The organism is Mesobacillus thioparans (genome assembly GCF_965138835.1).
In the GTDB taxonomy this organism is placed as follows: Bacteria; Bacillota; Bacilli; order Bacillales; family Cytobacillaceae; genus Mesobacillus; species Mesobacillus thioparans.
The window spans coordinates 14,026-39,077 of record NZ_CBCSFH010000004.1 but is presented as its reverse complement, the minus strand read 5'-3'; the positions used below and the strand labels follow the sequence as shown (position 1 = coordinate 39,077).

Sequence of the window (25,052 nt, the reverse complement as noted above, 5' to 3'; positions counted from 1 at the left end):
TAATTCCTAACAGTAAATAATCTGAGGTTTTGAGGAGACAGCTGATGGCCTGACGCATATTTAGGATTCATGTCGAGAATTCTAATGACGGTAAGTTACATTCGGGGGGACAGCATTTTTCAATGATGGGGTGAGGGATTGCCAATTTCTCCTCAAAAAAACTGGAGGATCACGATGAGAAAAAATAAAGAAAGAACCACATCCAACGAAAACGTAAACAATGCAAAAACAAGTGAGGTATTGGAAATCAGCGAAACAGGTTACGGTCTGGAATCCGTTGCGAAAGGTACCGATTTTGCAGAAGGCGATCAAAATCAATCTCCGAACTGCGGCGGGCTATAAAAAAATCGAGAGGAGGACGATTTTTTTCCATAACCGTCCTTCTCTCCTAAATGACACTCTGCACCTCCAAGAGGATGATGAATGAAAAAATGATGAATTGCGGGATGGTTGCTCTGATTAATTCGCGGTGTTTCAGGGCAGCGACAATTAAAACCCCGATGACATTCATACACAGGAGGATTAACGGAATGTAGACGGCAAATCCGATCAGTTCGATTAATCCCGTATAAACCATGATCTCCAGCAAGCCGATGCCAAACAGGAGAAGGCCTCCCTGCAAGGACATCGCCCGGAAGGAACCGATTAAAATACGATTAGCTCCTAACTTTTCCAAAACATTCACCTGCATTTTCTCCCCGTAAAAGACATGAACGATGCTCATGAAAATGAGGATCAATCCGACCGCTAACTTCATTTCGTTCCTCCTCTACATTCTGGGAGCTTCCATCCCGAGATGTGACCATTCTTCCTTCGACGGACCAAAGACACCCGGTACTTTCAAGCCAGCCTGGCGCATGAGCACGGTCATTTGTCCGCGGTGGTGAATCTGATGCTGGATCAAGAACAGCAATAAAGTTCCCCTGGACATTTTTTGACCGAAGAAATCGAGTTTTTCACTTAGGTCATCGTCAGTCCATTGTGTCCGAATCGACTCCACTAAGGCACTGCAGGCTTGCTGATATGTATCTGCGATGTATGTTGCTGATTCCGGAACAGGGAAATCTTTGTTGGGTGATTCGAACTCCAGGCCAGCCTGTGAGGCAATAACATTCACTGCGGTTACGATATGCCAGGCGACACGTCCCAGCGTCCAATGGTCAGGGGAACTTTCCTGGCATAGCGACTCATCCGTCAATTGTAAAAGGAGCCTTTGTGTATTATTCGCCTCGTACTCCCATGATTGAACAAAGCGGTTGATTGATTGAAACATGGAACCATCTCCCTCGGTATAAATATTGTTTCAGTTCATGATATTCCTCATTTATGGCTAAATTCCTTTTAATGGTCAAAGAGGAAAAAGGTATTTTTCTTTATTTTGTAGAATTGGATATACGATTATTTGAAATAGGAGGTAAGAAATGATTTTACATACAAAGACAAGATTACGTGCCTGGGGAGGACCCAGAATTAAAACTGTATGATTTGTGTGTGGAGACATCCAGGGATAATCCAGGCCAATACGAAAGCCCTCCTCCTTTTGAACAATGGCGAAAAGAGTTCCTGCCTGAAGATAATTCTCGCAAGGACTGGGTATTTATCGCCCTCGATGGCGAGAGATTCGTTGGGGTGACACGATTAAGCAGTTAAATGCCGAAGCTAGGGAATAGTTTGCTTCACTTCCTATTGTGAAACTTTCCCCCTTTTGAATCGTATATGTAAGGGACAAATAAAAAGGGGATTATATTATGGGAAATATATTTCTATTTGCACTTTTGGTTGGATTGGCTTCCGCTTTGATTCTTGTACCTTTTTCAAATGGTGAAGCCAAGGGCAAAAAAATGAAGCCATTGCTGCTGATCGCAGCGGTTGTGCTGATTACAATTGGAACTTTTACATTCTATTATCTATTCAATCTGGACCGGAACCTATCTTCGCTGTGGCCGTTTGCGATTCTGGTCACGCTTGGCGGAACGGCCCTTGCAGTTGGGAAGGAAAGGATCATCAAGGGAATCTTGTTTTTGCTGGCGTTGTTCGCCGGCGGATATTTTATGATCGCTTTTCTTTTTAACGCAGGGGAAAAATATGAATCTGCGAAAATGACGGAAAAGACGGAAATCTCGACCTTCGATGAAAAAGAAACACCGGCGAGTGTCCCTCCGCAATTCGCCCGCAATAAAATGAAGAAGGCGTTTGGCCAGGTTCCGAATACGAGTTATTATGAGCTTGGCAATTTGCAGATCCAGAAGGTCAACGGGGAGTATGTCTATATCGCACCTGTTGAGTTCTCAGGCTTTTTCAAATGGTGGAACGGCGACTCGACACCTGGTTATTTTACCGTCAGTGCCACCGACTCAACAGCAAATCCGAAATTTAAGAAGTCGCAGATGGTGTATACACCGTCTTCCTACTTCAATAAAAACCTCGAACGCCATATCCGGATGCAGTATCCTGAGGCCATTTTTTACGGAGATACCCAGCTTGAGATCGATGAGGAAGGGAAGCCTTATTATAGCAGGACATTCGGCGAGTTCATTTCAGCACGGAACGGTTTTGAAGTGACAGGCGTTGTCGTCGTGGATCCAGAATCAGGCAAGACGAAGGCCTATGCGTTAGCAGATGCACCTGAATTCATCGACGGTGCTGTTTCTCCGGAAGCCGTCAGCCTGCAAAACAGTTATTACGGCAATTATATTCATGGCTTCTGGAACAGCGTGTTCGGCAAAACGGATGTAAAGCTGCCTTCCGATGAAGGAACCGAAGCCCAGGTCAGCCCGATCTTCAATGAAAATGGCGATATGTATTATTTCACCGATTTCACCAGCCCGAAAGAAGGAGTCGACTCCATGCTCGGCTACGCGCTGACAAACTCGAGGACGGGAGAAGCGACCTTCTATACCGGTGACCTCGAAGAGTCCTATATGGATTCCGAAGGCGCGCTGCAGATCATCGAAAAGAAATTTATCGAGAAAAAATGGTACGGCGAAATGCCGATCATTTACAATTTCTATGGAGAAGCAAGCTGGTTAACGGCCGTGCTTGATTCAAACGGCTTCCTGCAAAACTACTTCATCGTGTCAGCCGCCAACCCAGAGATTTCGGCTTTCGGCGACAGTCCAAATGAAGCGCTGCGAAAATACAAAACCGCCCTCCAGCATGGCGGCGGAACAGTAGATGGCAGCTCAAAAGCCGAGGAAAAACAGGAAAACGGGACCGTGGTCCGTGTCTACAAAGAAAAAACAGGCGACTACACCGTCGTCTCCATCCTGCTCGACAACAAAAAGAACTACATCATCTCATCCGAAACCAATCCACTGGCAATCTATCTGAAAGAAGGCGACCAAGTCGACCTCAGATACATGGACACCGGCGAAACCTTCCTGCCAGTGAAGGAATTGACGATACGAGGATTGGAATAAGCATATTGATACCAGACCCATCGCATTTTTTGCGGGGTCTGGTTTTTTGTTTGGGAGGTGGCACGCTAACCTGGGAAAAGATTAGCAAAGAGGTGGATAGGAGTAGTGGGAATCCAGTATATGGATAATGGAGTCACCAATAAGGCGTATTGGAGCACTGGAAATCCAGTAAATGGATAATNGTATCACCAATAANNNGTATTGGAGNNNTNNAAATCCAGTAAATGGATAATTGTATCACCAATAAGGCGTATTGGAGCAATAGAAATCCAATAAATGGACAATCGCATCACCAATAAGGCGTATTGGAGCAGTCAAAATCCAGTAACTGGATAATGATGTCACCAATAAAGCGTATTGGTACCCGAAACCTCCCGAAACTGAAAAAGAGGTCATCAATAAAAAAAGGACGTTCCCAACGGAATCGTCCTTTTCGCATCTACTCATAAATATAGCTGATGACATCCAGTGCCTGTTCCACCGTCTCTACGGTTACATTCGCCTTATTTGATAGCTCTTTTAACGGGTGGATCAGGGATTCAGGCCTGATGAGGATGGTTGGTTTGTTCAGGGCGATGGCGGTGCTGGCGTCCATCGCGGTGTTCCATTGTTTGTATTTTTCGCCGAACAGGGCGATGACGATATCGGATTTTGCCATGAGGACCTGGGTCCTGAAGTTGTTGATATCTGATGCGGCGTCATCTTTGTAGACGTTGCCTGGCTGTGTGCCGAGGATTTTCTCGCCGATCTGGTCGGAGCGGTCATGGTTTGTCTGCGGTCCGGCGAAGGTGAGGGGCAGGTTTCGCTCCTTGGCTTTCTGGGCCACCTGGTCGCGCCAGTCATCGTGAATCTGTCCAGCTAAGTAAACGGTTAATTCCATCGTAACACCCTCCTAATGAAATATTTTCTAATTTCATCATATAGAACTTTGTTGTGGAATCAAAGGAATTAGGCTGTCACTGGTTTCTTTGGTGTGCAGTTGGAAAATCATGCTACAATTACACTAGTAAGTAGAAAAGTGAAATAAGTGATAAATAATTAGAGAGAATAGCTGTAGAAGTGTGGTGGGGTTGTTGAAACTGTTACTAATTGAAGATGATGCGACGTTGTTCAATGAGATCCGGGAGCGTCTGACGCAATGGTCTTATGAGGTGTATGGGGTTACGGATTTTGGCGATGTGATGAGTGATTTTAGCAAAATCAAGCCGGATCTGGTGATCATTGATATCCAGCTGCCGAGGTTTGATGGTTTTCATTGGTGCCGGATGATTCGGTCGCATTCGAATGTGCCGATTATTTTTCTTTCTTCACGGGACCATCCAACGGACATGGTGATGTCGATGCAGCTTGGGGCGGATGATTTTGTCCAGAAGCCGTTCCATTTTGATGTGCTGATCGCCAAAATCCAGGCTATGCTGCGCCGTGCCTATAATTATAATTCGACGCAGAACCAGCTGAAAACGTGGTGCCGGGCGACGATAGATTATGATAAAAATACGGTTGAAAATGAGATGGGGCGGATTGAACTGACGAAGAATGAAATTTTCATCCTTAAGCTGCTGATTGAGCAGAAAAACAGGATCGTCAGCCGCGATGAGGTGATGAACAGCTTGTGGGATGATAAGAAGTTCATTAGCGACAACACACTGACGGTCAACGTCAATCGGCTGCGGAAAAAGCTGGATGAAATCGGGCTTGGCCATAAAATTGAAACGAAGGTCGGACAGGGATATATGGCTGTAGAAGAGGACAATGGATGATGTTTATGACATACCTGAAGGAGCGGCTGAGCTGGATCCTGTTATTCTTGCTGCTTCAGTTTCTTGCTGTTTTCATCGCTTATATAGACCCGGAAATACCACTCACGTCGATTCTTTATTATGTTTTTCTATCCCTGATCATTTTTGTGATTTTTTTAGTGATTCGCTATCAAAAGGAAACGAAATTTTATCAGGAGCTTGAAGAAGCGGAGGATATCCTGGATTTTTCAAACAGAGAATTCCTCAGTCCTTTTGAAAAAATAACTGGAGATAGCATTGCGCGCCATTTCGAGGGGCTGAAAAAAACAGTTACCGAGAATGAGCGGATACTGGACGAGGAAAAGGATGAATTGCTCTCCTGGATCCATGAGGTGAAAACGCCGCTGACTGCTTTGAGTTTGATGATCGACCGGCTCGAGGATCAGACGCTGAAAAAAGAAATGACCTATGAGTGGCTGCGGATTCACCTTCTGTTGGATCAGCAGCTGCATCAAAGGCGGATTCCTTTCATGGAAAATGACTTATACATAGAGCAGGCCGATTTGGAGAGTGTGATTTTTGGCGAGGTAAAGACTCTGCAGTCCTGGTGCATCCAGAAGGGGATCGGTTTTGATATCGATCTGCAATCGACGGAAGTGATGACGGATGCAAAATGGCTTGCGTTTATCATCCGGCAGCTGCTGACGAATGCTGTTAAATATAGCGAAGCATCTGATATTCTGATCATCAGCTACCAGAGGAACGGGCGGACCACCCTCGAAATTGCCGACACCGGCCGGGGAATCGATTCCAGGGACCTCCCGCGCATCTTTGAAAAGGGTTTTACCTCAACAGTCCATCACCAGGACCATGCAGCAACGGGAATGGGACTGTATCTGGCCAGGAAAGCGGCGCACACACTGAAAATCAAGATTGAAGTGGAATCGGCACCAGGCAAAGGAAGCACGTTCAAGCTGACCTTCCCTAAAAGCAATGATTTTGTCAGGATAACAGGCATGTGACAAAAATGTCACATGCCTTTGTTGATTTGTTACCTGAATCGAAGGAAGGAAAACAGGCAGGATTTTATAATGAATCTATCATAGAAAGGATGTGTGAACATGATTTTATTAGAAGCGGCCAAACTTCATAAAACATATGGAAACAAGTTCAATAAACAGGAAGTGCTGAAAGGGCTCGACCTGAAAATTTTCAAAGGGGAATTTGTGAGCATCATGGGTGCCTCCGGATCAGGCAAAACGACGCTCTTGAATGTCCTCTCTTCGATCGATAAAGTCACCAATGGTTCGATCAAAATCGAAGGGAACGAGATTACAGGGATGAAGGAGAAGCAGCTGGCAGAATTCCGCAAGCAGCACCTGGGCTTTTTGTTCCAGGATTACAATCTGCTCGATACGCTGACAGTGAAGGAGAATATCCTTTTGCCGCTTTCCGTCAGCAAGACGCCCAAGAAGGAAGCGGATCAAATGTTTGAATCGATTGCCACTGAACTCGGAATCCTGGAGTTGAAAAATAAATACCCAAATGAAATTTCTGGTGGGCAAAAGCAGCGCACGTCCGCTGCCCGGGCTTTCATCCATGATCCGAGCATCATTTTTGCTGATGAACCGACTGGCGCACTCGATTCAAAATCAGCTTCGGATCTCTTGAACAAGCTGAGTGACTTGAACCAGAGACGCCAGGCGACAATTTTGATGGTCACGCATGATCCAGTGGCGGCAAGCTACTGTGGCCGGGTTATTTTTATAAAGGATGGTCTTATTTATACGGAACTGAATAAAGGTGACCAGACGAGACAGGAATTTTTCAAGGATATCATGAAGACCCAGAGCGTATTGGGCGGTGTGCATCATGAGCGTTAATCAGCTGATTCTTCGTAATTTGAAGAAGAACCTTAAAAATTACTATCTGTATGTTTTTGCCTTGATGTTCAGTGTCGCCCTGTATTTCGCCTTTGTCACCCTTCAATATGATCCGGCCATGCATGAAACGAAGGGTTCGATTAAAGGCGGGGCGGCCATTAAATCGGCATCTGTTCTGCTCGTAGGCATTGTGGCGATTTTTCTCACCTACGCCAATAACATTTTTATCAAAAGAAGAAGCAAGGAGATCGGCTTATTCCAGCTGGTCGGGATGACAAAGGGCAAAATCTTCCGGATCCTGAGTGTGGAAAACTTACTCCTTTACTATGGCTCCTTGCTGGCGGGCGTTTTCCTTGGGTTTTCAGTATCCAAGCTAATCATCATGATTTTGTTCAAAATCACCCAGGTTGAAGGGATTGCCAGGCTTCATTTTTCCGGAAAAGCCCTGCTGCAGACACTGATCGTTTTTTCGGTCATCTATGGATTGATGCTGCTGTTGAACTATCTTTTCATAAAACGGCAAAGCATTCTCTCACTGTTCAGGGTCATTTCAAATGCTGAAGGCCGGGCAAAAAAGACCTCTTTCTGGGAGATGCTGATTGGCATTCTTGGCATTACGCTGATTGGGATAGGTTATTATGTGTCATCCAAGCTGTTCGAAGGGGACTTCACTACCATGAACGAACTCTTCTTCGCCATGGTGTTCATTTTAGCGTCAGTCATCATCGGGACTTATCTGTTTTACAAAGGATCTGTCAGCTTCATTGCCAACCTCATCCGGAAACAGAAGGATGGATATTTAAATATAAATGAAGTGCTTTCGCTATCCTCCATCATGTTCAGGATGAAGTCGAATGCGTTGGTGTTAACTATCATCACGACGGTATCGGCCCTTGCGATTGGCTTATTATCTCTAAGCTATATCTCCTACTATTCCGCAGAGCAGACGGCGAAAAATAATGTTCCCGAAAACTTTGCCTTTGTCGATGGTGACTCTGCGGCTGATTTTATAGAGAAGTTGGAGTCGAAGGATATCGGTTATACGGAGAAAAGGATCGAGGTGCTTCAGGCGGTGATGAACGCAGAAGAAATCATTGGACTGAAGATGGATGAATACACCCAGGACCCTAGATCAATGGGCGTTTCGGTCATTAGCGAAAAGTCTGAGGGTCAAAGTGAAGTGAAGAAGGATGAAGCCTATCTGACAGGCTACAGTGATATTATGATGAAATTCATCTCCATGAAAGATTCAGGACCAATCGAGATCATCGGAAAAGAACATGCCATTCCTTTGCAGTACATCGGAATGGAAAAGCAATATCCAGTTTCCCGGTATTTCGGCGGATCTCCAGTGGCTGTTGTCGATGAGTCTGTATTCGCGAAATTAAAGAGTGATCTGGATCCTTCCATCCAAAGAGATCCTTCATTGTATATTGGGATTAATATTGAAAACGAGAACGATTTAGTAAAGGCGAATGAACTGTTCAATGAAAATAAGTACCATGAAGCTGCAATGAACGAATCCCGCCTGGACAATGAAAATATCCAAAAGAAACAGATGGGCCTCGTCATGTTCATCGTCGGTTTCCTAGGGCTGACCTTCCTCGTCACTTCAGGCTGCATCCTATATTTTAAACAAATGGATCAGACAGAAGACGAAAAACCGAATTATACGATTTTAAGGAAGCTCGGTTTCACCCAGGGAGATTTACTGAAAGGAATCCAGGCGAAACAGGCATTCAATTTCGGCATCCCATTAGCGATCGGCTTGCTGCACAGCTACTTCGCCGTCAAATCCGGCTGGTTCTTCTTCGGAACCGAACTGTGGTGGCCAATGCTGATTGTCATGGGGCTTTACACAGCCTTGTATTCCATTTTCGCAGTACTTTCTGTAATTCATTCTAAGAAAGTCATTCGGGAATCTCTTTAACAAAAGCGCAGGAGCTCATCCTGCGCTTTTGCTTATTTAAAGGATCCATCCTTCCTAATTGAAGAACGTACAGGTCTGTGCTAACATATGACTATAAAAACAAAATTAGTCATAGAGTTTAGGAGTGGTATTATGGCGACTGCTTTTACGGAGAGTGAGAAGGAACAAATCAGGAATAAACTGATGGAGGCTGCGGCGGATTGTCTTGGCAGGTTTGGAGTGAAGAAAACGACGGTCGACCAGCTTGTGCAGCTGGCGGGGATTTCAAAAGGGGCTTTTTATCAGTTTTTCCCTTCAAAGGAAGTGTTATTTTTTCATGTTCTCGAGGAGTTTCAGGGGTCATTGCTTGAAGAGGGGGCGCGCGCTGAGGCAGGTGCAAGGGATGCAAAAGCTTTTACTGACTATATTTTTCAGCTGTATCAGCGGGTGCGGCATTCTTTTATGATGAATCTGATCCAGAATGGCGAGTTGGAATTGCTGATGAGAAAGATTCCAGAGGAGGAGCTTGCTCGGCATCATGCATTTGATGAGCGTTTTGCTGAGAAGCTGTTCGAGGATTTTTCCATCAAGGGTGATGCTGATGTCGCTGCAGCATCTTTAAGGGCAATTTTCCTGAGCATGCTCCATGTGAAGGAGGTCGGCGAGGAACATTTTGACGAGGCTTTGAAGCTGCTGATCCATGGGATTGCCTTGCAGCTGATCGGGGAGGATGCAGGGAATGAATGATGTGATCATCACGTCTGAATTAACGAAGGTGTATGGAAAAACCATTGCGGTCGATTCTGTCAATCTGCAGGTGAAAAAGAGCGAGGTCTTTGGTTTCCTTGGCTTGAATGGAGCTGGGAAAACGACGGCGATCCGCATGCTGCTTGGCATGGTTGCCCCAACCAGGGGAGAATCCTTCATCCTCGGCGAGAAGGTGAAGGCGGGAAATGTCGGACTCTGGAACCATGTTGGGTACATGGTGGAAACTCCATATTCCTACCCGGAACTCACGGTAAAGGAGAATCTCGAGATTGTCTGGAAACTGCGCAGCATGAAGGATCGGAACAGGGTTTCATGGATTATGGGACTGTTGGAATTGGAAAAGTATGCTTCGGTAAAAGCAAAGCATCTTTCTTTAGGGAATGGTCAGCGGCTCGGGATTGCAAAGGCGCTGATTCATAGACCGGAAATCCTCATTCTTGATGAGCCGACGAATGGTTTGGATCCAGCAGGAATTGTGGAAGTGAGGGAACTCCTGAAAAGCCTGGCGGAAAATGAGGGAGTGACGATTTTGGTTTCAAGCCACAATCTCGACGAGGTATCGAGGATGGCGAGCAATCTCGGCATCATCCATAATGGCAGGCTGGTCAGGAGAATGGATACCGTTAACCTGGAAACAGAATTGAGGAAGACGCTTGTCGTGGACGGAAGACAGCGGGAGTTTATGAAAGACGTTCTGTTGAAAAATGGCTATCAGGCTTCAGCAATCGATGGAGGCTGCCTGGAACTGCAGGAAGAAGAGGCCATCCAGCATCCTGACAGGATTGCAGAGATGCTCGTTGCAGCAGGATGTCCGCCCACTCTGTTAAAAGTGGACCGCGAGAATTTGGAAACTTACTTTTTAAGGCTGATACAGAATGGAGAGAAAAATCATGCGTGAATTGGGAATTGCTGTTGCGGTTGAGAGCAAAAAATTCTTCCGGTCGAAGGTGCCCTTCATAACGATGCTTGCTCTGTTGATGATTCCGTTTGTCGGCGGCCTTTTCATGTATATCTTGAAGGATCCTGATAACGCCAGGAATATGGGAATTATATCGGCTAAAGCACAGCTCGCTGGTTCTGCTGACTGGCCGTCGTTTTTCGGTTTGATCGCCCAGGCGGTTTCGATTGGCGGACTGATGGCGTTCGGCTTTGTGACCAGCTGGATTTTCGGCCGGGAGTATTCGGACCGGACGATCAAGGACTTGCTGGCATTGCCGATCTTGCGTGAGTATATTGTGGCAGCTAAATTCATTGTCGTATTTTTCTGGTGCCTGCTGCTTTCTTTAGTAGTCTTCCTTTTAGCATTGGCAGTTGGACATCTGGTGGATATACCCGGCTATTCTCCAGAGCTGCTAAAACATGGAATACTCGTGTTCTTTGTCTGCTCGATCATGACCCTTCTCCTCTCAGCGCCAGTTGGATTCTTCGCTACGATCGGAAAGGGCTATCTCTCACCATTGGGATACGTCATTTTCACAATGATCATCGCGCAAATCATCGCCACGACTGGTTACGGACAATACGTGCCATGGTCCATTCCAGCACTGGCCAGCGGAATGGACGGAAGCGAAAGCCTCGCAGTTGAACCAGTCAGCTATGCCATTGTCCTGCTGACCAGTTCCGCAGGTCTGGTGGCGACCGCAGGATGGTGGCGCTGGGCGGATCAGGGATAGGCAAGGATGGTCAGAGATTTTACTAGTTAAAGAGCTTATTGGATGGAATGATTTGTAACTATTATTCTCTGCCTTGACGAAAAGCCTGTCTATGCTTTATATTGTATTTAATTAATTGAATTGAATAGTTCTCCTAAAGGGGAGTAGCTTTTACAGCAGAGTCGTCATTTCGGAGGTTTCGCATCTCCCGGCTTTGTTGGCAACGTTGATGTTGTTAGCAAGACCTTTACCGTTTTGGTAGAGGTCTTTTTTGTTTTCATAAGACCTTTACCGTGTCTGGTAAAGGTCTTTTTCTATTTTACTGGCCGGACGCAGACGGACAGGGACTTTCAATGATATGAAACTATTGAAAAGGAGCTGTTGAGGGTGAAAAAGAAAAAAGTACCTTTTGAGGAATTGCTGAAGGCCAATAGACGAGAGCTATTGGAGGATGAAAAGCAGATTGAAAAGATTGAAGAACGGATTGAAGAAAGACGATTGGGCCAAAATAAATTGATGTTAAAGGGGGAAATCTAATTGGATTTCGCGATTTTAATGGAGTACGGCTGGGTATTGCTGCTTTTAGTAGCCTTGGAAGGGCTGCTGGCAGCTGATAATGCATTAGTATTGGCGATCATGGTCAAGCATCTGCCGGAAGAGGAGCGGAAAAAAGCACTATTCTATGGTCTTGCCGGAGCGTTTGTCTTCCGTTTTGCGTCTTTATTCATCATCTCTTTCCTCGTCGATGTCTGGCAGGTACAGGCGATCGGCGCGCTTTACTTGCTATTCATCGCAATCAATCATATCGTCAGGAAGCTTTATTTTAAAAAAGTGGAAGACGATCACGAAGCTGAGGAGAAAAAAAAGTCCGGTTTCTGGGCAACTGTTTTCAAGGTCGAGCTTGCGGATATTGCCTTTGCCGTTGACTCGATCCTTGCGGCTGTAGCGTTGGCTATGACTCTGCCGAACACAAGACTGCCGGAGATCGGCGGGATGGATGGAGGCAAGTTTCTTGTTATCTTTGCCGGCGGGTTGATTGGTTTGATTATCATGCGTTTCGCAGCCAACCTGTTCGTGAAACTGCTCCAGTCAAGGCCAGGCCTGGAAATCGCTGCGTTTGCGATTGTCGGCTGGGTAGGCGTCAAGCTGACTGTATTGACGCTGGGACATCCAGATATCGGCGTCCTGTCCTACGATTTCGCACACTCTGTTGAATGGAAGCTATTCTTCTACACCGTTCTTGTAGGGATCGCAGCGGCTGGGTGGTTTATGACGAAGGGGAAAGCGGAAAATCAAGAGGTGTAATTATTGGAATATAGATCAACGAAGAACCTGTCCTTCCAAGGGATGGGTTTTTTTAATAATGTGCAAATTTCTGAATTATTGGGAGAACTCGAATGTTTTACTTGCATAAAGAATTGGCTGGTTATTAAATCACTTGTTAATTTCAGCTAGCGGAATTTGGGGGTTTTGCGGATTTCCCTTCATATTTCACGGAATAAACAATAAACTGGAAAATATCATAATCTTAAAAGGAGAATGAAGGTTTTCTGTGGAATTCTTTTTTATTCGGACAACATGAATGGAGGAATTCTTGTGATTTTTGATGCAACAAACTGGACCATTACTACCGACCGGCTAAAGCTGAGGTTATTCCAGGAATCGGATGCACCGGATGTCGCGAGGCTGTGCAATAATTATAATCTTTATAAAAGCACGCTGCACTTGCCTTATCCTTACTCGATTGAGGATGCTTTGGGCTGGATGGCAGCCCATCAGGAGCAGTTTGACGCGGATCGATTTTATGAGTTAGCTGTAACGGACAGGGAAAGTGGCGAATTATATGGAGCGGTGGCCTTGTCCAATATCGAGAAGTACAGCAATGGGGAAGTCGCCTACTGGATCGGAGAAGAATACTGGGGAAAAGGCTATGCGACGGAGGCTGCCCGTGCCATGATCGATTTTGCCTTTGAGGTAAAGGGCTACCACAAGGTGTTTGCCCGCTATTTCCGGTCGAATCCGGCTTCGGGAAAAGTCATGGAAAAGTTGGGCATGAAGCAGGAGGGCATTTTACTTGAACAGGTGAAGAAAGACGATCGATTCGAAGACCTTGTCTGTTATGGAATAATCAAATAAATTTTTCGAGGGAGTGAGATGGGGATGAAGGAAAATTTGCAACGCTTCACAATCATTGGTGCTTTACTCATTTTGGCCGGAGGGATTTTGACTTTTAAAAGTGTATCATTTGGCATATCGAGTGCTGACTCTTGGCTGGCTGACCGTGGCGGGGCCGATACAGGGTATTACCATATCATTGTAAAAAGTTATATCAATTCCTTTTTGGTCGGCGGGGGAATCATGCTTGGACTCGGGCTAGTGTTGACTAGTTTAGCAGCGTATAAACTTTTGAAAATAGGCGAGAGCTGAAGCACGGAAATATTCTGTGCTTCTTTTTTGTGCTTCAGACCTGTGATTTACGGCCTTGCCCTTTAGTGTGGTAAAATGTTCTGCAAAGAGTTTTTAAGGAGGTACAAAGAAATGAAAAAGCTGCCTATTAATGAAAATGGATTGAATGCTTCACAGCTAGTTTTTGGCTGCATGGGTCTTGGAGGGGGCTGGGATCAAAGTCCAATCGAGCTTGGGCACGTGAAACAGGCACATGAAGCGGTGGAAGCTGCGTTAGCGTCAGGAATCAATATGTTTGACCATGCAGATATTTATACGTTGGGAAAAGCAGAGACAGTTTTCGGACAAGTTTTAAAAGAAAAGCCGGGCCTTCGTGAGGAAATCATCATCCAATCGAAGTGCGGCATACGGTTTGGTGATCAGGAATCAGGCCTGCCGACAAGATACGATTTTTCAAAATCCTACATACTCGACAGTGTCGATGGCATTCTTTCGAGGCTTGGCATCGAATACCTGGACATCCTGTTGCTGCACCGTCCCGATGCATTGATGGAGCCGGCCGAGGTAGGGGAAGCTTTTCATCAGCTAACAGCTTCAGGCAAGGTGCGTTCATTCGGCGTTTCCAATATGAATGCAGGACAAATCCGTTTGCTGCAAAAGCATACCGATGAAAAAATCATCGTTAACCAGCTGGAAATGAGCCTCAATAAAATCGGCTGGCTTGATACCGGCGTCCATGTGAACCAGGAAGCTGCACGCCAGAACACATTCCCGGACGGGACCCTAGAGTACCTGCAAATGGAAGGAATCCAGATCCAATCATGGGGTTCCCTTGCAAAAGGGCTCTATACTGGGAAAAATATCGATGGTGAAAGCGAAAGCGTCAAGCAGACCGCTGCGATGGTGAAGAAGCTGGCCGAAGAGAAGCAAACCACACCAGAAGCAATCGTGCTCGCCTGGCTGATGAGGCATCCCGCCGCCATCCAGCCAGTCATCGGCACCGTGAATCCAGCGCGCATCAAAGCATGCGGAGAAGCAGTCAACATCAACCTAAGCCGTGACGAATGGTATTCATTGTATGTGAGCTCACGCGGCGTGAACTTGCCATAACAGAAAGAATCACAGGGACGGCCTTGATGCCGTCCCTGTTTTTGTGGAGGAAAGACACCCATTAACCAAGAAAGACACCCTTATGAGGGAGGAAAGACCGCCATAAGGGCATCATTATGTGAGAAAGATACCCTTATAAGAGAGGAAAGAACAACATAAGGGTACCATTAGCCACAAAAGATACCCTTATGAGAGAAGAAAGAGCAGCATAAGGGTACCATTAACCAAGAAAGATACCCTTATGAGAGAAGAAAGAGCAGCATAAGGGTACCATTAACCAAGAAAGATACCCTTATGAGAGAAAAAAGAGCGCCTTAAGGGTACCATTAACCAAGAAAGATACCCTTATGAGAGAAGAAAGAGCAGCATAAGGGTATCATTATCCAAGAAAGATACCCTTATGAGGGAAGAAAGAGCCCCATAAGGGCATCATTTTCCGGAAAGATACCCTTATGAGAGAAGGAAGAGCCCTATAAGGGCATCATTATCCAAGAAAGATACCCTTATGAGAGAAGGAAGAGCAACATAAGGGCATCATTATGTGAGAAAGATACCCTTATGAGAGAAGGAAGAGCAGCATAAGGGTACCATTATTCAAGAAAGATACCCTTATCAGAGGTAAAAAGAGCGCCATAAGGGTACCATTAACCAAGAAAGATACCCTTATAAGAGAAGGAAGAGCCTCATAAGGGCACCATTTTCCGAAAAAGATCCCCCTTATAACAGAGGAACCAGCCCCATAAAGACACCATTATCCGAGAACAACACTTTTTAAGAGGGCACAGGAATTCCTGTGCCCTCTTAGTTAGACCGCGATAACTATTCCTTATCATTAATCATTAAAAACGCCAAATTTCCTTATTACGAAAACAGAAATATAATAATGTCAGGAGGTGTTAAATTATGGATTATATCATTCTCTTTTTTATTGGCATTTTAGCGACTACAATTGGAACTTTGGCGGGTGGTGGAGGTCTGATCAGTTTGCCTTCGATGCTTGTTTTGGGAATCCCGGTACACTCGGCAATTGGCGCGAACAAGGTTTCGAATACCATCAGCTCCTTCACAAGCTTCTACCATCTTTACAGGGAAAAGAAAATCACCTTCAAGGAGTCCTTCTGGATCATTCCGGTCAGTTTGGGAGGCGGGGTGAGCGGCGGGTTCATTGCCTCGAAAATCTCCAGTGAAAACATGTATATCGTGGCGCTCGGCCTGCTGATTTTTGCCTTCTTTGCCTCTTTCTTAGGAAAAGGAAGCATGACAGGGGACCAGGCGTTGAAGCCTTCTGGTAAAAGTATCCCAGGATTGTATGCCATCGGTATTTATGATGGGCTTTTCGGGCCGGGCCAGGGGACGCTGATGCTTTACTTGTTCGGCTATTTGAACATCGCCTATATCCGGGCGGTCGGATATGTCCGGCTTGCCACGTTTTCAAGCTGCTTTGGTGCAGCCATTACTTATATCTCAACAGGAGCGGTAATCTGGCCGGTCACCATCGCCTTGATGCTTGGTTCAGTGACAGGAGCGCAGATTGGCGTCCGGATCGCCAGCAAGCTCAATCCCCGCTATGTAAAACCAATACTGCGAGTGATGACGGTGGCGCTCGTCGTTCATATCTTTTTGGAAAAAGTGGTGTGAGGACCGTACCTTTCAAATTAAAGGAATTTTAATCGGATGTGTAGAATTAATCTGTATTCATAAAGAGTCTGGCAGGAGGAATTGGTATGGGAAAAGCGCAGCTGGGGTGGATCATTTTGGTTGTTTCCTTTTTGATGATCCCCATAATAGACCAGACAATATATAAAGGAGTCTGGCCGTCCACTTTACCGATTGTCCTTTTGGTGACACATGCTCTCTATCTTATAAAAGACACGAAGCAAAAAAGAAGGCTGCCATACTGGTTATTTATTTTGCTATTCTTTTCTATCCTTTATTTTTCACTCCCGAAATTTACCTACCAACAGGCAAAGGATATCGTCCTGAAGAAGTATGAGATCATCGATGAAAAGATACCAATCGTCCCTGTTGAAGGAACCGGATATTATCCATTCGCCTTCACACATTTCTATTCATTCATGGTTAAGTCGGATGATACGGACTTAAGAGTCATGGTAAACCCGGACAATGGGAAAGTCATTATTTTGAATTAGTGCAAAAAAGGGTTGTGGCGAAGCGTTCGCTACAACCTTTTCTGTTTAATCAGCTCCCAGACTTTTAGGATAGTGGAATGGAAAAGTGTGCCTCCTCCTGTACCTTTTTCTATGTTACGATGTAGATATGGTATTTTAAACCATTTCGTGTAGAGGGGGAGAAGTATGTCTTCTGAGGTGTTATCGATAACGAACTTAACGAAGTCGTATGGCAGTAAAGAGGTGCTTAAAGGGATAGATTTGAAGGTAAATAGAGGGGAAATCATTGGGTATATCGGGCCGAATGGTGCGGGCAAAAGTACGACGGTGAAGCTGATGCTCGGCCTTGAGGAAGGGTATTCGGGCAAGATTGAGATTTTTGGGGAGGATATCGCCGGGCAGGATGCTGGCTATAAACGGAGGATCGGCTATATTCCCGAGACGTCAGAAATGTATGATTCGCTTACGGCCCAGGAATATTTGACGTTTGTTGCCGAGCTGTACGGGATGGATTATGACGATGCGGACCGGAAAGCGGAGCAGCTGTTTGATGTTTTCGGGCTGGGTGATGTCTATCATTCGAGGATCTCTTCTTTTTCGAAAGGGATGCGGCAGAAGACGCTGATTGTTTCGAGTTTTTTACATAATCCTGATTTGCTGTTCCTGGATGAGCCGTTGACGGGGCTTGATGCGAACAGTGTGATGGTGTTCAAGGAGATTCTTGCCCGGTTTGCGGCTGAGGGCAAGACGATTTTCTACTCGTCTCATATCATGGACGTCGTCGAGAAAATCAGTAACCGGATTGTCCTGCTGCACGGGGGGCATATTGTGGCGAATGGCAGTTTTGAAGAGTTGAAGACTCAGAGCAAAGAGGGCTCGCTTGAGAATATTTTCAACCAGATGACCGGGTTCCATGAGCATGAGGACCGCGCTTCTGAATTTGTATCCATTGTCAGGGAGGGGTGACGATGGAGAACTTTTTCATTTTAAGAGTGCTGGATTTGTTCAAGCCTTTCTTTTTAAAAATGGGCGTTGACTACAAGACGATGCGGCGGATTCTCCAGGTCAAGCTGACGATGGACCAGCGCCGGAAGCCAACGGTGTTCAACCAGTCCAAGAAGAAGAAGGATAAGCCCGAGAAGAATGAATTCTTCAAGTCATTATGGATTTATGGCTTGTTTGGGCTGATGCTGATCCCATTTTTATTTTTAAAAGATAATTATCTGTTTCAAGCGTCCATCTTGTTCAGCATTTTCATGTTCATTATCATGACGACACTGATTTCCGATTTTTCATCGGTCCTGCTTGATCTGCGCGATAAAAACGTACTCGGCACGAAACCGGTGCATTCGAAGACGGTGAGCATGGCAAAATTGCTGCATGTGACGATTTACATGCTGTATATTACGATGGCAACCGCGCTGATACCTTTAGTTGTCAGCGTGTTCGTCAACGGGCCGATGTTCAGCTTATTGCTGCTTGTATCATTCGTGCTGGCAGACGTCTTCATCATCGCGTTCACGGCTTTGTTGTACCTGTTCATTTTGCAATATTTTGACGGTGAGAAACTTAAGGATATCATCAATTATGTCCAGATTGCCCTGTCAGTTGGCGTCATGATTGGCTACCAGGTTGTGGCACGTTCGTTTGAACTGGTGAACCTCAATTATCAGCTTGATTTTGCTTGGTGGCAGCTGCTGCTTCCGCCGATGTGGTTTGGCGGCCTGTTCGATGTGCTGCTCGGAGCAAGCAGGAGTTTCGGGAATATCGTGCTGACGATTTTCGCAGTGCTTGGCCCTGTCGTATCCATCCTTTTGTATGTGAAGCTGATTCAAGACTTCGAACGCAATCTGCAAAAACTCACGGCCCAGACAGGCAAGAAAAAAGCAGACAGCAAGTGGAAGCTGTTCCGTTCGATGCCGCTGCTCGTCTCCAAAGAGGAGCTGCCATTTTTCCGATTCGCCAGGATCATGATGAAAAATGAGCGTGATTTCAAGCTGAAGGTCTATCCTTCACTCGGATTTGCCGTGGTGATTCCGTTCGTGTTCATGTTCAACAGTTACTCGATGATGACCTTCGAGGAATTCAGGGCAAGCGGCTATTATTTGACCGTCTATTCCATCATGCTTGTCATCCCGACTTCCGTCATGATGCTCGCGCATTCTGGGTCCTATAAAGGAGGATGGGTTTATCAAGTCGCTCCTGTCAAAAATCCCACGATCATGAACAAAGCGGCATTGAAAGCATTTTTGTTCCAGCTGTTCCTGCCCTTGTTCCTGCTCGTGTCGGTCATGTTCAGTCTCCTGTTCGGACCAAGGATTCTGGATGACCTGGCTGCCGCATTATTGGCCGCGCTGATCTATACAGCAATGTGTTTCCTGGCAGGAAAAAAGGAACTCGCCTTTTCCCAGCCATTTGACGCCGTAAACCAGAGCGGTGATATTAAGGTATTCCTGCTGTTTCTCATCATCCCGGTCTTTGCAGGACTGCACTATTTAGCAATGAAGGTGCCTTTTGGGGTATTGGGGTATGCGGTTTTGCTGCTGATTGTTAATTTGGTGTTGTGGAAGAGGATGAGGTAAGGGTACATCATATTCCTATTTCAAAGAATGGGGAGTGACGAAGTGGTCACTCTCTTTTTTTGCGTCCACCCATTTTAATAATTTATTAATAATTTCATAAGAGCATTTTAGGGTTTTGTTGGCAGAATAGAGAATGTGAAAGGGAGGCAATGACATATGAAAAAACCGATTGTTGAGATAAAGAATTTGAAAAAAGTGATTGGAGATAAAACCATCATCCATGGAATCAGCATGGATGTGTATCCTGGTGAGGTGTTTGGTTTCCTCGGGCCGAATGGGGCGGGTAAAACGACAACGATCCGGATGATGGTCGGGTTGATGGGCATTACAGAAGGAGAGGTGTTGATCAACGGATTCAGCATTCAAAAGAGTTTTGAGGAAGCCATCTCACATGTTGGGGGGATCATTGAAAATCCTGAGATGTACAAGTTCTTGTCAGGCTATGATAACTTGCTCCAATATGCAAGAATGCTTCCGGTTCCAGTGAAAAAGGATAGAATTGATGAAATCGTGAAGCTGGTCGGTCTGGAGAAACGAATACATGAAAAGGTAAAGGGATATTCACTGGGCATGAGACAGCGATTAGGCTTGGCCCAGGCATTATTGCATTCACCGAAGCTGCTGATCCTCGATGAACCGACGAATGGCCTGGACCCAGCCGGGATCAGGGAAATTCGCACCTATATTAGAAAGATCGCCCTTGAAGAAGGCATTGCTGTTTTTGTATCGAGCCATATGCTCTCAGAGATGCAGCTAATGTGTGACCGGATTGGCATTATCCAGGATGGCAGGCTGGTCAGCGTTGAAACAGTAGGGGATTTTGTAGGAACAAAGGTCAGTACAGCCATTGAAATTGAACCGCTCGAAAAAGCCAGGGAGTTCATCGGAAGAACTTTCCCTGAAATGAATCCAGTTGTGAAAGGGAACCAGCTCTTTGTATCAGCGGCCCGGGAAAAAGTCCCTGCACTTGTTCAGGCGCTTGCAGGTGAAGAATATGCAATCTACCAGGTTTCTTCAGGAAGCAGTACGCTGGAGGAAAAATTCCTGGAAATGACGGAGGGAAACTGATGAGCCATTTTTTCAGACTGAATCAGAATGAAAATGTAAAGATTTATAAAAGGGCAGGAACATGGGTGATGATTGTGGTCCTGGTTCTTGTGGTCGCACTTATGGGTGCTTTTACAAAGTTTGTCTTGGATTCAGGGAACAGTGCGGATTGGAAAGCGGAACTAGCAGCTGAAAATGCGCAATTGACAGAAAGTGTGGAAGCGGCACCGATGCTTGAAGCGCAAAAGAAAATGGTGAAGGAAAGGGTTGCCTTGAATGAATACCGGATCGAGAACAATATAGCGCCTGTTGAACGGGACTCGCTCTGGGGTTATATGGTCGATACAACTACATTCACGGGAATTGCCGCCTTGTTTACAATTGTAATTGCAGCGGGCATGGTTGCAAGTGAGTTTTCCTGGGGAACCGTTAAGCTTCTCTTGATCCGCCCAGTAAGCAGGACGAAAATTCTCCTGGCCAAATATGCATCGACGCTATTGTTCGCGTTGTTAATGCTTACTTTATTGTTCAGTACGTCTTTCCTGTTCGGCATCCTCTTTTTCGGCTTCAGCGGAGCGGAAACACCTTATCTATCCTTTAGCAATGGAAGGGTAGTCGAGCAGAATATGGTCACGCATATAATCCAGCTTTTCGGTTTCAGGAGCATTGATCTTGTCATGATGGTGACACTGGCTTTCATGATCTCGACCGTATTCCGCAGCAGCTCGCTCGCGATCGGTATTTCCTTGTTCCTGATGTTTACTGGTCCGCAGCTCGTCCAGCTATTAAGCCAGTATGACTGGGTAAAATATATCCTTTTTGCCAATACAGATTTCATGCAATATACAACAGGAACACCGCTGGTCGAAGGGATGACGATGACCTTTTCGATCGTGATGCTGATCATCTATTTCGGACTCTTCGCATTCCTGTCTTTGTATATTTTCAACAGGCGTGACGTTGCGGCGTAAGCTTAACTATGTTATGAAAGAGGAAACTGCATTAGGTGGTTTCCTTTATTTTTTAAGTATAGGGCGGTAATGTGCATGGAAGAAGATCTGATTTTAATTGTTGAAGATGAACGTGAAATCGCGGAGCTTGTCCAGGATTATCTTGAGGCAGAGGGATACAAATGTGTCCTTGCTTTTAACGGGGTGGAAGGGTTGGAGCTATTTTTCCAACTGCGCCCCACGGTGGCAGTGCTTGATGTGATGCTGCCAAAAATGGACGGGATTGAGCTTTGCCGCAGAATCCGAGGGGAGTCCAATATTCCGATTATCATTATGAGTGCTAAGAAGAGTGAAACGGATAAAATTATCGGACTTGGGATCGGAGCAGATGATTATGTGACAAAACCGTTCAGTCCGGGGGAGCTTGTTGCCCGTATCAAGGCGCAGCTAAGACGGTTCAAGCATCTATCACTGCAAAAGGAACAGGAACAGACTATCAGGTATCCAGGACTTGAAATTCACTTAAAGGAATATATGGTGGTTGCAGGTGGAAAGCAGGTTGAGCTTTCTGCAAAGGAGTTCCAGCTGCTCGCGTTCCTGGCAGGTAATAAAGGCCAGGTGTTCTCCAAGGAACAGCTGCTAGAAAACGTGTGGGGTTATCAGCATGTAGGGGATGCCAACACGATTACCGTGTATGTAAGGAAGCTGCGCGAAAAAATCGAACCAAATCCCTCGGAGCCAATTTATATAAGAACAGTATGGGGAATTGGCTATAAATTTGAAGGCGGCAGCCTATGAAATGGGGGCTAAAACCGCGTCTGATTCTGGCCTTTGTCACCATTATCATACTTCCGATTGTCGCGTCTGTTTTGTTCCTTTCAGTGGTATCATCAGGTATTGAAGCACGATCAGGCAATGAGGATGAATTGGACCTGCTGTTAACACAGGTAAAAGATACGGTTGAACAGAATGCTGAATATCTTGCAGAACCAGATTTATTTTACGAAAAGGTAAGGCCGCTCCTGAAGAAATATGATGTTGGGCTTCAGATATTCTCCCCAAACGGAGAGAGTCTGTTTAATTCTGCCGATTATCAACCGAGTCAGGAATCCTCTATATTGCTTGAAAGGCTGGGAAAGTTCACTGTTGATGTCACGACACAGGGCCAAGGCAAGCTGTCAGCTGAAATCCAGGCGAATTCCCTGTCTGTACCGCCATTCAGTCAGTTTAAAGAAATCATTTATGCTGTGATCGGAGCGATTGTAACCGGGCTGGCTGTGCTGGGTGCGCTGGTTTTACTATGGACATGGTATCTTTCCCGGACAGTCCTCAATCCTTTGAAAGAAATCTATGTGGCGACTGAAGAAGTGATTGAAGGGAACCTGGACTATAAGATCGAGTACCGAAAACAGGATGAAATCGGCCGGTTCATCCATGGATTTGATCTTATGCGTAACCATTTAAAAAAATCAACGGAGCAGCAGCAACAGTATGAGCTGGCGCGAAAACAATTGATTGCGAGCATTTCCCATGACCTAAGGACTCCGCTTGCCTCAATAAAGGGCTATGTGGAGGGCCTTGAAGACGGGATAGCCAGGAATGAAGAGATGCAGAAGAAGTATTATCGGGTCATTAAATCCAAGACGGATCAGCTGGACAGGCTGATTGAAGATTTATTTGAGTTCTCGAAATTCGAACTTGAGCAGCTTTCAATAGAAAAATCACTCGTGAATAGCCGGGAGTTTTTCCGCGAAGTCTTTCAGGTTGCACAGCTGGAATACCAGGATGTGGATTTGGTGCTTGCCGATCCATTGCCATCGGTAAGCCTGAACATTGACGGCGGCAGGATGAAGCAAGTGATGGCCAATTTGATCGATAATGCTGTCAAGTACGGCGGTACGAACATCGTAATGAAAGTGGAAAGGCTGCCTGGTTTTGTTCAAGCTAGCATTAAGGATAATGGACAGGGAATTGATGGAGAGGACCTTGGCTCCATTTTCAAACCATTCTTCCGCGGTGAGAAATCTCGTTCCAGAGAATCAGGTGGGACCGGACTAGGCCTTGCGATTGTAAAATACATCATCGAAGCGCACGGAGGGGAAATCAGGGCCGAAAGCCACCCGGGAAAAGGAAGCGAGTTTGTTTTTACGCTGCCAATGTATGTGAAGTAAGGAGGTTCTCGTACAGTTCACGGGAACCTTTTTCGTTACACAAGGCAATTTCCATTAACGCCCATTTTCATCTGCTCTTGTGCTCAAAAAGTCATTTCGCGCATATATTTATAGTTAACCGACTTTTAATATACAGCGAGGTGATGACATCATGTTTTCCGTTACAGGAATGCAGGGGTTTGAGTTGTTTTCTGCTGAGCATCTGCTTACTCTCGGACTGTTCTTTGCTGTCTGTCTTGGGCTGGTGCTGTTCAGAAAGCAGATCAGGCCGCATAAGAATATTGTGAAGTGGACCATTTTCTGGACGCTGGTGGCGTGCCAGGTAACACACCAATCCTGGCTGATCCTTACCGGCCAGTGGCAAATCAGTGATCTTCCTCTGCATCTGTGTTCGATGAGTTCGTTTTTGGCGATGTATATCTTTTGGAGGAAGAATGTAAAAGCATTTTATGTGCTCTATTTTATCGGCTCCCTGCCTGCGATCCTGGCGATGGTGACGCCTGAAATGATCTATACATTTCCTCATATTGATTTTATCGAGTATTTCCTCAATCACTCGGCCATCCCGATTGCCGTCTTGTATTTCATCGTGTATGAAGGCTACAGAGTCCCCCGAAAAGCCATTCTATTCTCATATCTTGTTGTGAACATCGTCGCCGTTCCCATCTTCACTTTCAACTTCCTGTTTGACACGAACTTCTTCTACCTGGCCAGTCCAACTGAATCGAAGACCATCCTGTCCTTCTTCGGAAGCGGCCTCATGTACTACCTGAACCTGGAAGTGGCCGCGCTGATTGTGTTCAGCCTTTCCTATATCCCGATGTGGCAGCTGATCAAAAGGGAAAACAGGAAACGGTTAAAGGCCTTTTATCGGCAAAAATAAAGTCATCTTACATTCGTAAGGTGGCTTTTTAATAGAAAAATACGGTTAAAACATCCTGGTTATCGTAGTCTATTGGACATCAGCATTAATCTCTCAATTGGCTTGGCCTTTGCGCCAGCTGGCAATTGGCAGAATGGACGAACTTGATGGTTAAGTATATTAATAAAAATAAAGATTCATCGACAGCTGCATTAATCAAGAGGTTGTTTGAACTGTTCCAATCCATAGGTTACGGAGATTTACAATATATCAATCTAATTTATAAAATTAAATAAGTATGTAAAAAATGCTTGGGACTCCAAGCATTTTTAAATTCTTTGAATTACTAATTCTGTTTGAATTAACCTGGTTATTTCAAATTCTCCAAATGAAAAATGGACTTGTCAGGCTTCTGTCAGGATTTT

At 45.5% G+C, this 25,052-nt stretch carries 26 protein-coding genes and 1 pseudogene; 24 read left to right on the top strand and 3 right to left on the bottom strand.

The genetic code is table 11. From position 1 onward, the window contains the following. The first annotated feature begins 174 nt into the window (after positions 1 to 174). Complete coding sequence (locus tag ACNAZ4_RS08750) at positions 175 to 342, top strand: hypothetical protein (protein WP_415813886.1); 168 nt, start codon at positions 175 to 177, stop codon at positions 340 to 342. Between the two features lie 46 nt (positions 343 to 388). Here the strand turns inward: ACNAZ4_RS08750 and ACNAZ4_RS08745 are convergent, their stop codons facing one another. Beyond that, the gene (locus ACNAZ4_RS08745) at positions 389 to 757 is read right to left on the bottom strand and encodes a hypothetical protein (protein ID WP_415813885.1); all 369 of its coding nucleotides are present in this window, start codon (positions 755 to 757) and stop codon (positions 389 to 391) included. A gap of 12 nt (positions 758 to 769) precedes the next feature. Next, positions 770 to 1,273, bottom strand: a complete 504-nt coding sequence (locus ACNAZ4_RS08740; RefSeq protein WP_415813884.1) for a DinB family protein — start codon at positions 1,271 to 1,273, stop codon at positions 770 to 772. Positions 1,274 to 1,748: 475 nt separating this feature from the next. Between ACNAZ4_RS08740 and ACNAZ4_RS08735 the strand changes: the two genes are divergently transcribed. Then, positions 1,749 to 3,419, top strand: a complete 1,671-nt coding sequence (locus tag ACNAZ4_RS08735; protein WP_415813882.1) for a hypothetical protein — start codon at positions 1,749 to 1,751, stop codon at positions 3,417 to 3,419. A 439-nt stretch (positions 3,420 to 3,858) separates the two neighbouring features. On the opposite strand, the gene ACNAZ4_RS08730 is transcribed toward ACNAZ4_RS08735, so the two are convergent. Then, positions 3,859 to 4,299 carry a YtoQ family protein gene (locus tag ACNAZ4_RS08730; RefSeq protein ID WP_415813881.1) on the bottom strand — a complete coding sequence of 147 codons (441 nt, stop codon included), beginning with the start codon at positions 4,297 to 4,299 and terminating at the stop codon, positions 3,859 to 3,861. A 190-nt stretch (positions 4,300 to 4,489) separates the two neighbouring features. On the opposite strand from ACNAZ4_RS08730, the gene ACNAZ4_RS08725 reads away from it, so the two are divergent. The 22 genes and pseudogenes from ACNAZ4_RS08725 to ACNAZ4_RS08620 form a co-directional block, all read left to right on the top strand. Then, on the top strand, positions 4,490 to 5,179 hold the full coding sequence (locus ACNAZ4_RS08725) for a response regulator (RefSeq protein ID WP_415813879.1): 690 nt from the start codon (positions 4,490 to 4,492) through the stop codon (positions 5,177 to 5,179). Beyond that, positions 5,179 to 6,180, top strand: coding sequence for a sensor histidine kinase (locus ACNAZ4_RS08720; RefSeq protein ID WP_415814182.1), 1,002 nt, complete (start codon positions 5,179 to 5,181; stop codon positions 6,178 to 6,180). The genes ACNAZ4_RS08725 and ACNAZ4_RS08720 overlap by 1 nt, the downstream gene beginning before the upstream one ends. Positions 6,181 to 6,279: 99 nt before the next feature. Further along, positions 6,280 to 7,041, top strand: coding sequence for an ABC transporter ATP-binding protein (locus ACNAZ4_RS08715; RefSeq protein WP_415813878.1), 762 nt, complete (start codon positions 6,280 to 6,282; stop codon positions 7,039 to 7,041). After that, a complete protein-coding gene (locus ACNAZ4_RS08710; RefSeq protein ID WP_415813876.1) occupies positions 7,031 to 8,971 on the top strand; it encodes an FtsX-like permease family protein in 1,941 nt (646 codons plus the stop codon). Before ACNAZ4_RS08715 ends, ACNAZ4_RS08710 begins: the two co-directional genes overlap by 11 nt. 132 nt (positions 8,972 to 9,103) lie before the next feature. Continuing rightward, positions 9,104 to 9,697, top strand: a complete 594-nt coding sequence (locus tag ACNAZ4_RS08705) for a TetR/AcrR family transcriptional regulator (RefSeq protein WP_415813875.1) — start codon at positions 9,104 to 9,106, stop codon at positions 9,695 to 9,697. Further along, entirely contained in the window at positions 9,690 to 10,616 is a 927-nt protein-coding gene (locus ACNAZ4_RS08700; RefSeq protein ID WP_415813874.1) for an ABC transporter ATP-binding protein, read from the top strand. Before ACNAZ4_RS08705 ends, ACNAZ4_RS08700 begins: the two co-directional genes overlap by 8 nt. Next, complete coding sequence (locus ACNAZ4_RS08695; RefSeq protein WP_415813872.1) at positions 10,609 to 11,391, top strand: ABC transporter permease; 783 nt, start codon at positions 10,609 to 10,611, stop codon at positions 11,389 to 11,391. Before ACNAZ4_RS08700 ends, ACNAZ4_RS08695 begins: the two co-directional genes overlap by 8 nt. Before the next feature lie 366 nt (positions 11,392 to 11,757). Next, positions 11,758 to 11,907, top strand: a complete 150-nt coding sequence (locus ACNAZ4_RS08690) for an FbpB family small basic protein (protein WP_415813871.1) — start codon at positions 11,758 to 11,760, stop codon at positions 11,905 to 11,907. Beyond that, the gene (locus ACNAZ4_RS08685) at positions 11,908 to 12,675 is read left to right on the top strand and encodes a TerC family protein (RefSeq protein WP_415813870.1); all 768 of its coding nucleotides are present in this window, start codon (positions 11,908 to 11,910) and stop codon (positions 12,673 to 12,675) included. A gap of 291 nt (positions 12,676 to 12,966) precedes the next feature. After that, the gene (locus tag ACNAZ4_RS08680; protein ID WP_415813869.1) at positions 12,967 to 13,506 is read left to right on the top strand and encodes a GNAT family N-acetyltransferase; all 540 of its coding nucleotides are present in this window, start codon (positions 12,967 to 12,969) and stop codon (positions 13,504 to 13,506) included. A 24-nt stretch (positions 13,507 to 13,530) separates the two neighbouring features. Continuing rightward, a complete protein-coding gene (locus ACNAZ4_RS08675) occupies positions 13,531 to 13,797 on the top strand; it encodes a hypothetical protein (RefSeq protein ID WP_415813868.1) in 267 nt (88 codons plus the stop codon). Between the two features lie 111 nt (positions 13,798 to 13,908). Next, positions 13,909 to 14,886 carry an aldo/keto reductase gene (locus ACNAZ4_RS08670; protein WP_415813866.1) on the top strand — a complete coding sequence of 326 codons (978 nt, stop codon included), beginning with the start codon at positions 13,909 to 13,911 and terminating at the stop codon, positions 14,884 to 14,886. A gap of 903 nt (positions 14,887 to 15,789) precedes the next feature. Then, positions 15,790 to 16,524, top strand: a complete 735-nt coding sequence (locus ACNAZ4_RS08665) for a sulfite exporter TauE/SafE family protein (RefSeq protein ID WP_415813865.1) — start codon at positions 15,790 to 15,792, stop codon at positions 16,522 to 16,524. Between the two features lie 86 nt (positions 16,525 to 16,610). Continuing rightward, positions 16,611 to 17,036, top strand: a complete 426-nt coding sequence (locus tag ACNAZ4_RS08660; protein WP_415813864.1) for a PepSY domain-containing protein — start codon at positions 16,611 to 16,613, stop codon at positions 17,034 to 17,036. Between the two features lie 165 nt (positions 17,037 to 17,201). Next, a complete protein-coding gene (locus ACNAZ4_RS08655; protein WP_415813863.1) occupies positions 17,202 to 17,981 on the top strand; it encodes an ABC transporter ATP-binding protein in 780 nt (259 codons plus the stop codon). Between the two features lie 2 nt (positions 17,982 to 17,983). Next, positions 17,984 to 19,597, top strand: coding sequence for a hypothetical protein (locus tag ACNAZ4_RS08650; RefSeq protein WP_415813862.1), 1,614 nt, complete (start codon positions 17,984 to 17,986; stop codon positions 19,595 to 19,597). A 156-nt stretch (positions 19,598 to 19,753) separates the two neighbouring features. After that, positions 19,754 to 20,665, top strand: coding sequence for an ABC transporter ATP-binding protein (locus ACNAZ4_RS08645; protein ID WP_415813860.1), 912 nt, complete (start codon positions 19,754 to 19,756; stop codon positions 20,663 to 20,665). Further along, positions 20,665 to 21,615 carry an ABC transporter permease gene (locus ACNAZ4_RS08640; protein WP_415813859.1) on the top strand — a complete coding sequence of 317 codons (951 nt, stop codon included), beginning with the start codon at positions 20,665 to 20,667 and terminating at the stop codon, positions 21,613 to 21,615. The genes ACNAZ4_RS08645 and ACNAZ4_RS08640 overlap by 1 nt, the downstream gene beginning before the upstream one ends. 75 nt (positions 21,616 to 21,690) lie before the next feature. Then, positions 21,691 to 22,392 (top strand): response regulator transcription factor, encoded by a 702-nt coding sequence (locus tag ACNAZ4_RS08635; protein ID WP_415813858.1) that lies wholly within the window; start codon positions 21,691 to 21,693, stop codon positions 22,390 to 22,392. Then, a complete protein-coding gene (locus ACNAZ4_RS08630) occupies positions 22,389 to 23,765 on the top strand; it encodes a sensor histidine kinase (RefSeq protein ID WP_415813857.1) in 1,377 nt (458 codons plus the stop codon). The genes ACNAZ4_RS08635 and ACNAZ4_RS08630 overlap by 4 nt, the downstream gene beginning before the upstream one ends. 151 nt (positions 23,766 to 23,916) lie before the next feature. Continuing rightward, positions 23,917 to 24,648, top strand: a complete 732-nt coding sequence (locus ACNAZ4_RS08625; RefSeq protein WP_415813856.1) for a YwaF family protein — start codon at positions 23,917 to 23,919, stop codon at positions 24,646 to 24,648. A gap of 140 nt (positions 24,649 to 24,788) precedes the next feature. Beyond that, positions 24,789 to 24,923: pseudogene (locus tag ACNAZ4_RS08620) on the top strand (AraC family transcriptional regulator); the annotation flags it as partial. Between the last annotated feature and the right edge of the window lie 129 nt (positions 24,924 to 25,052).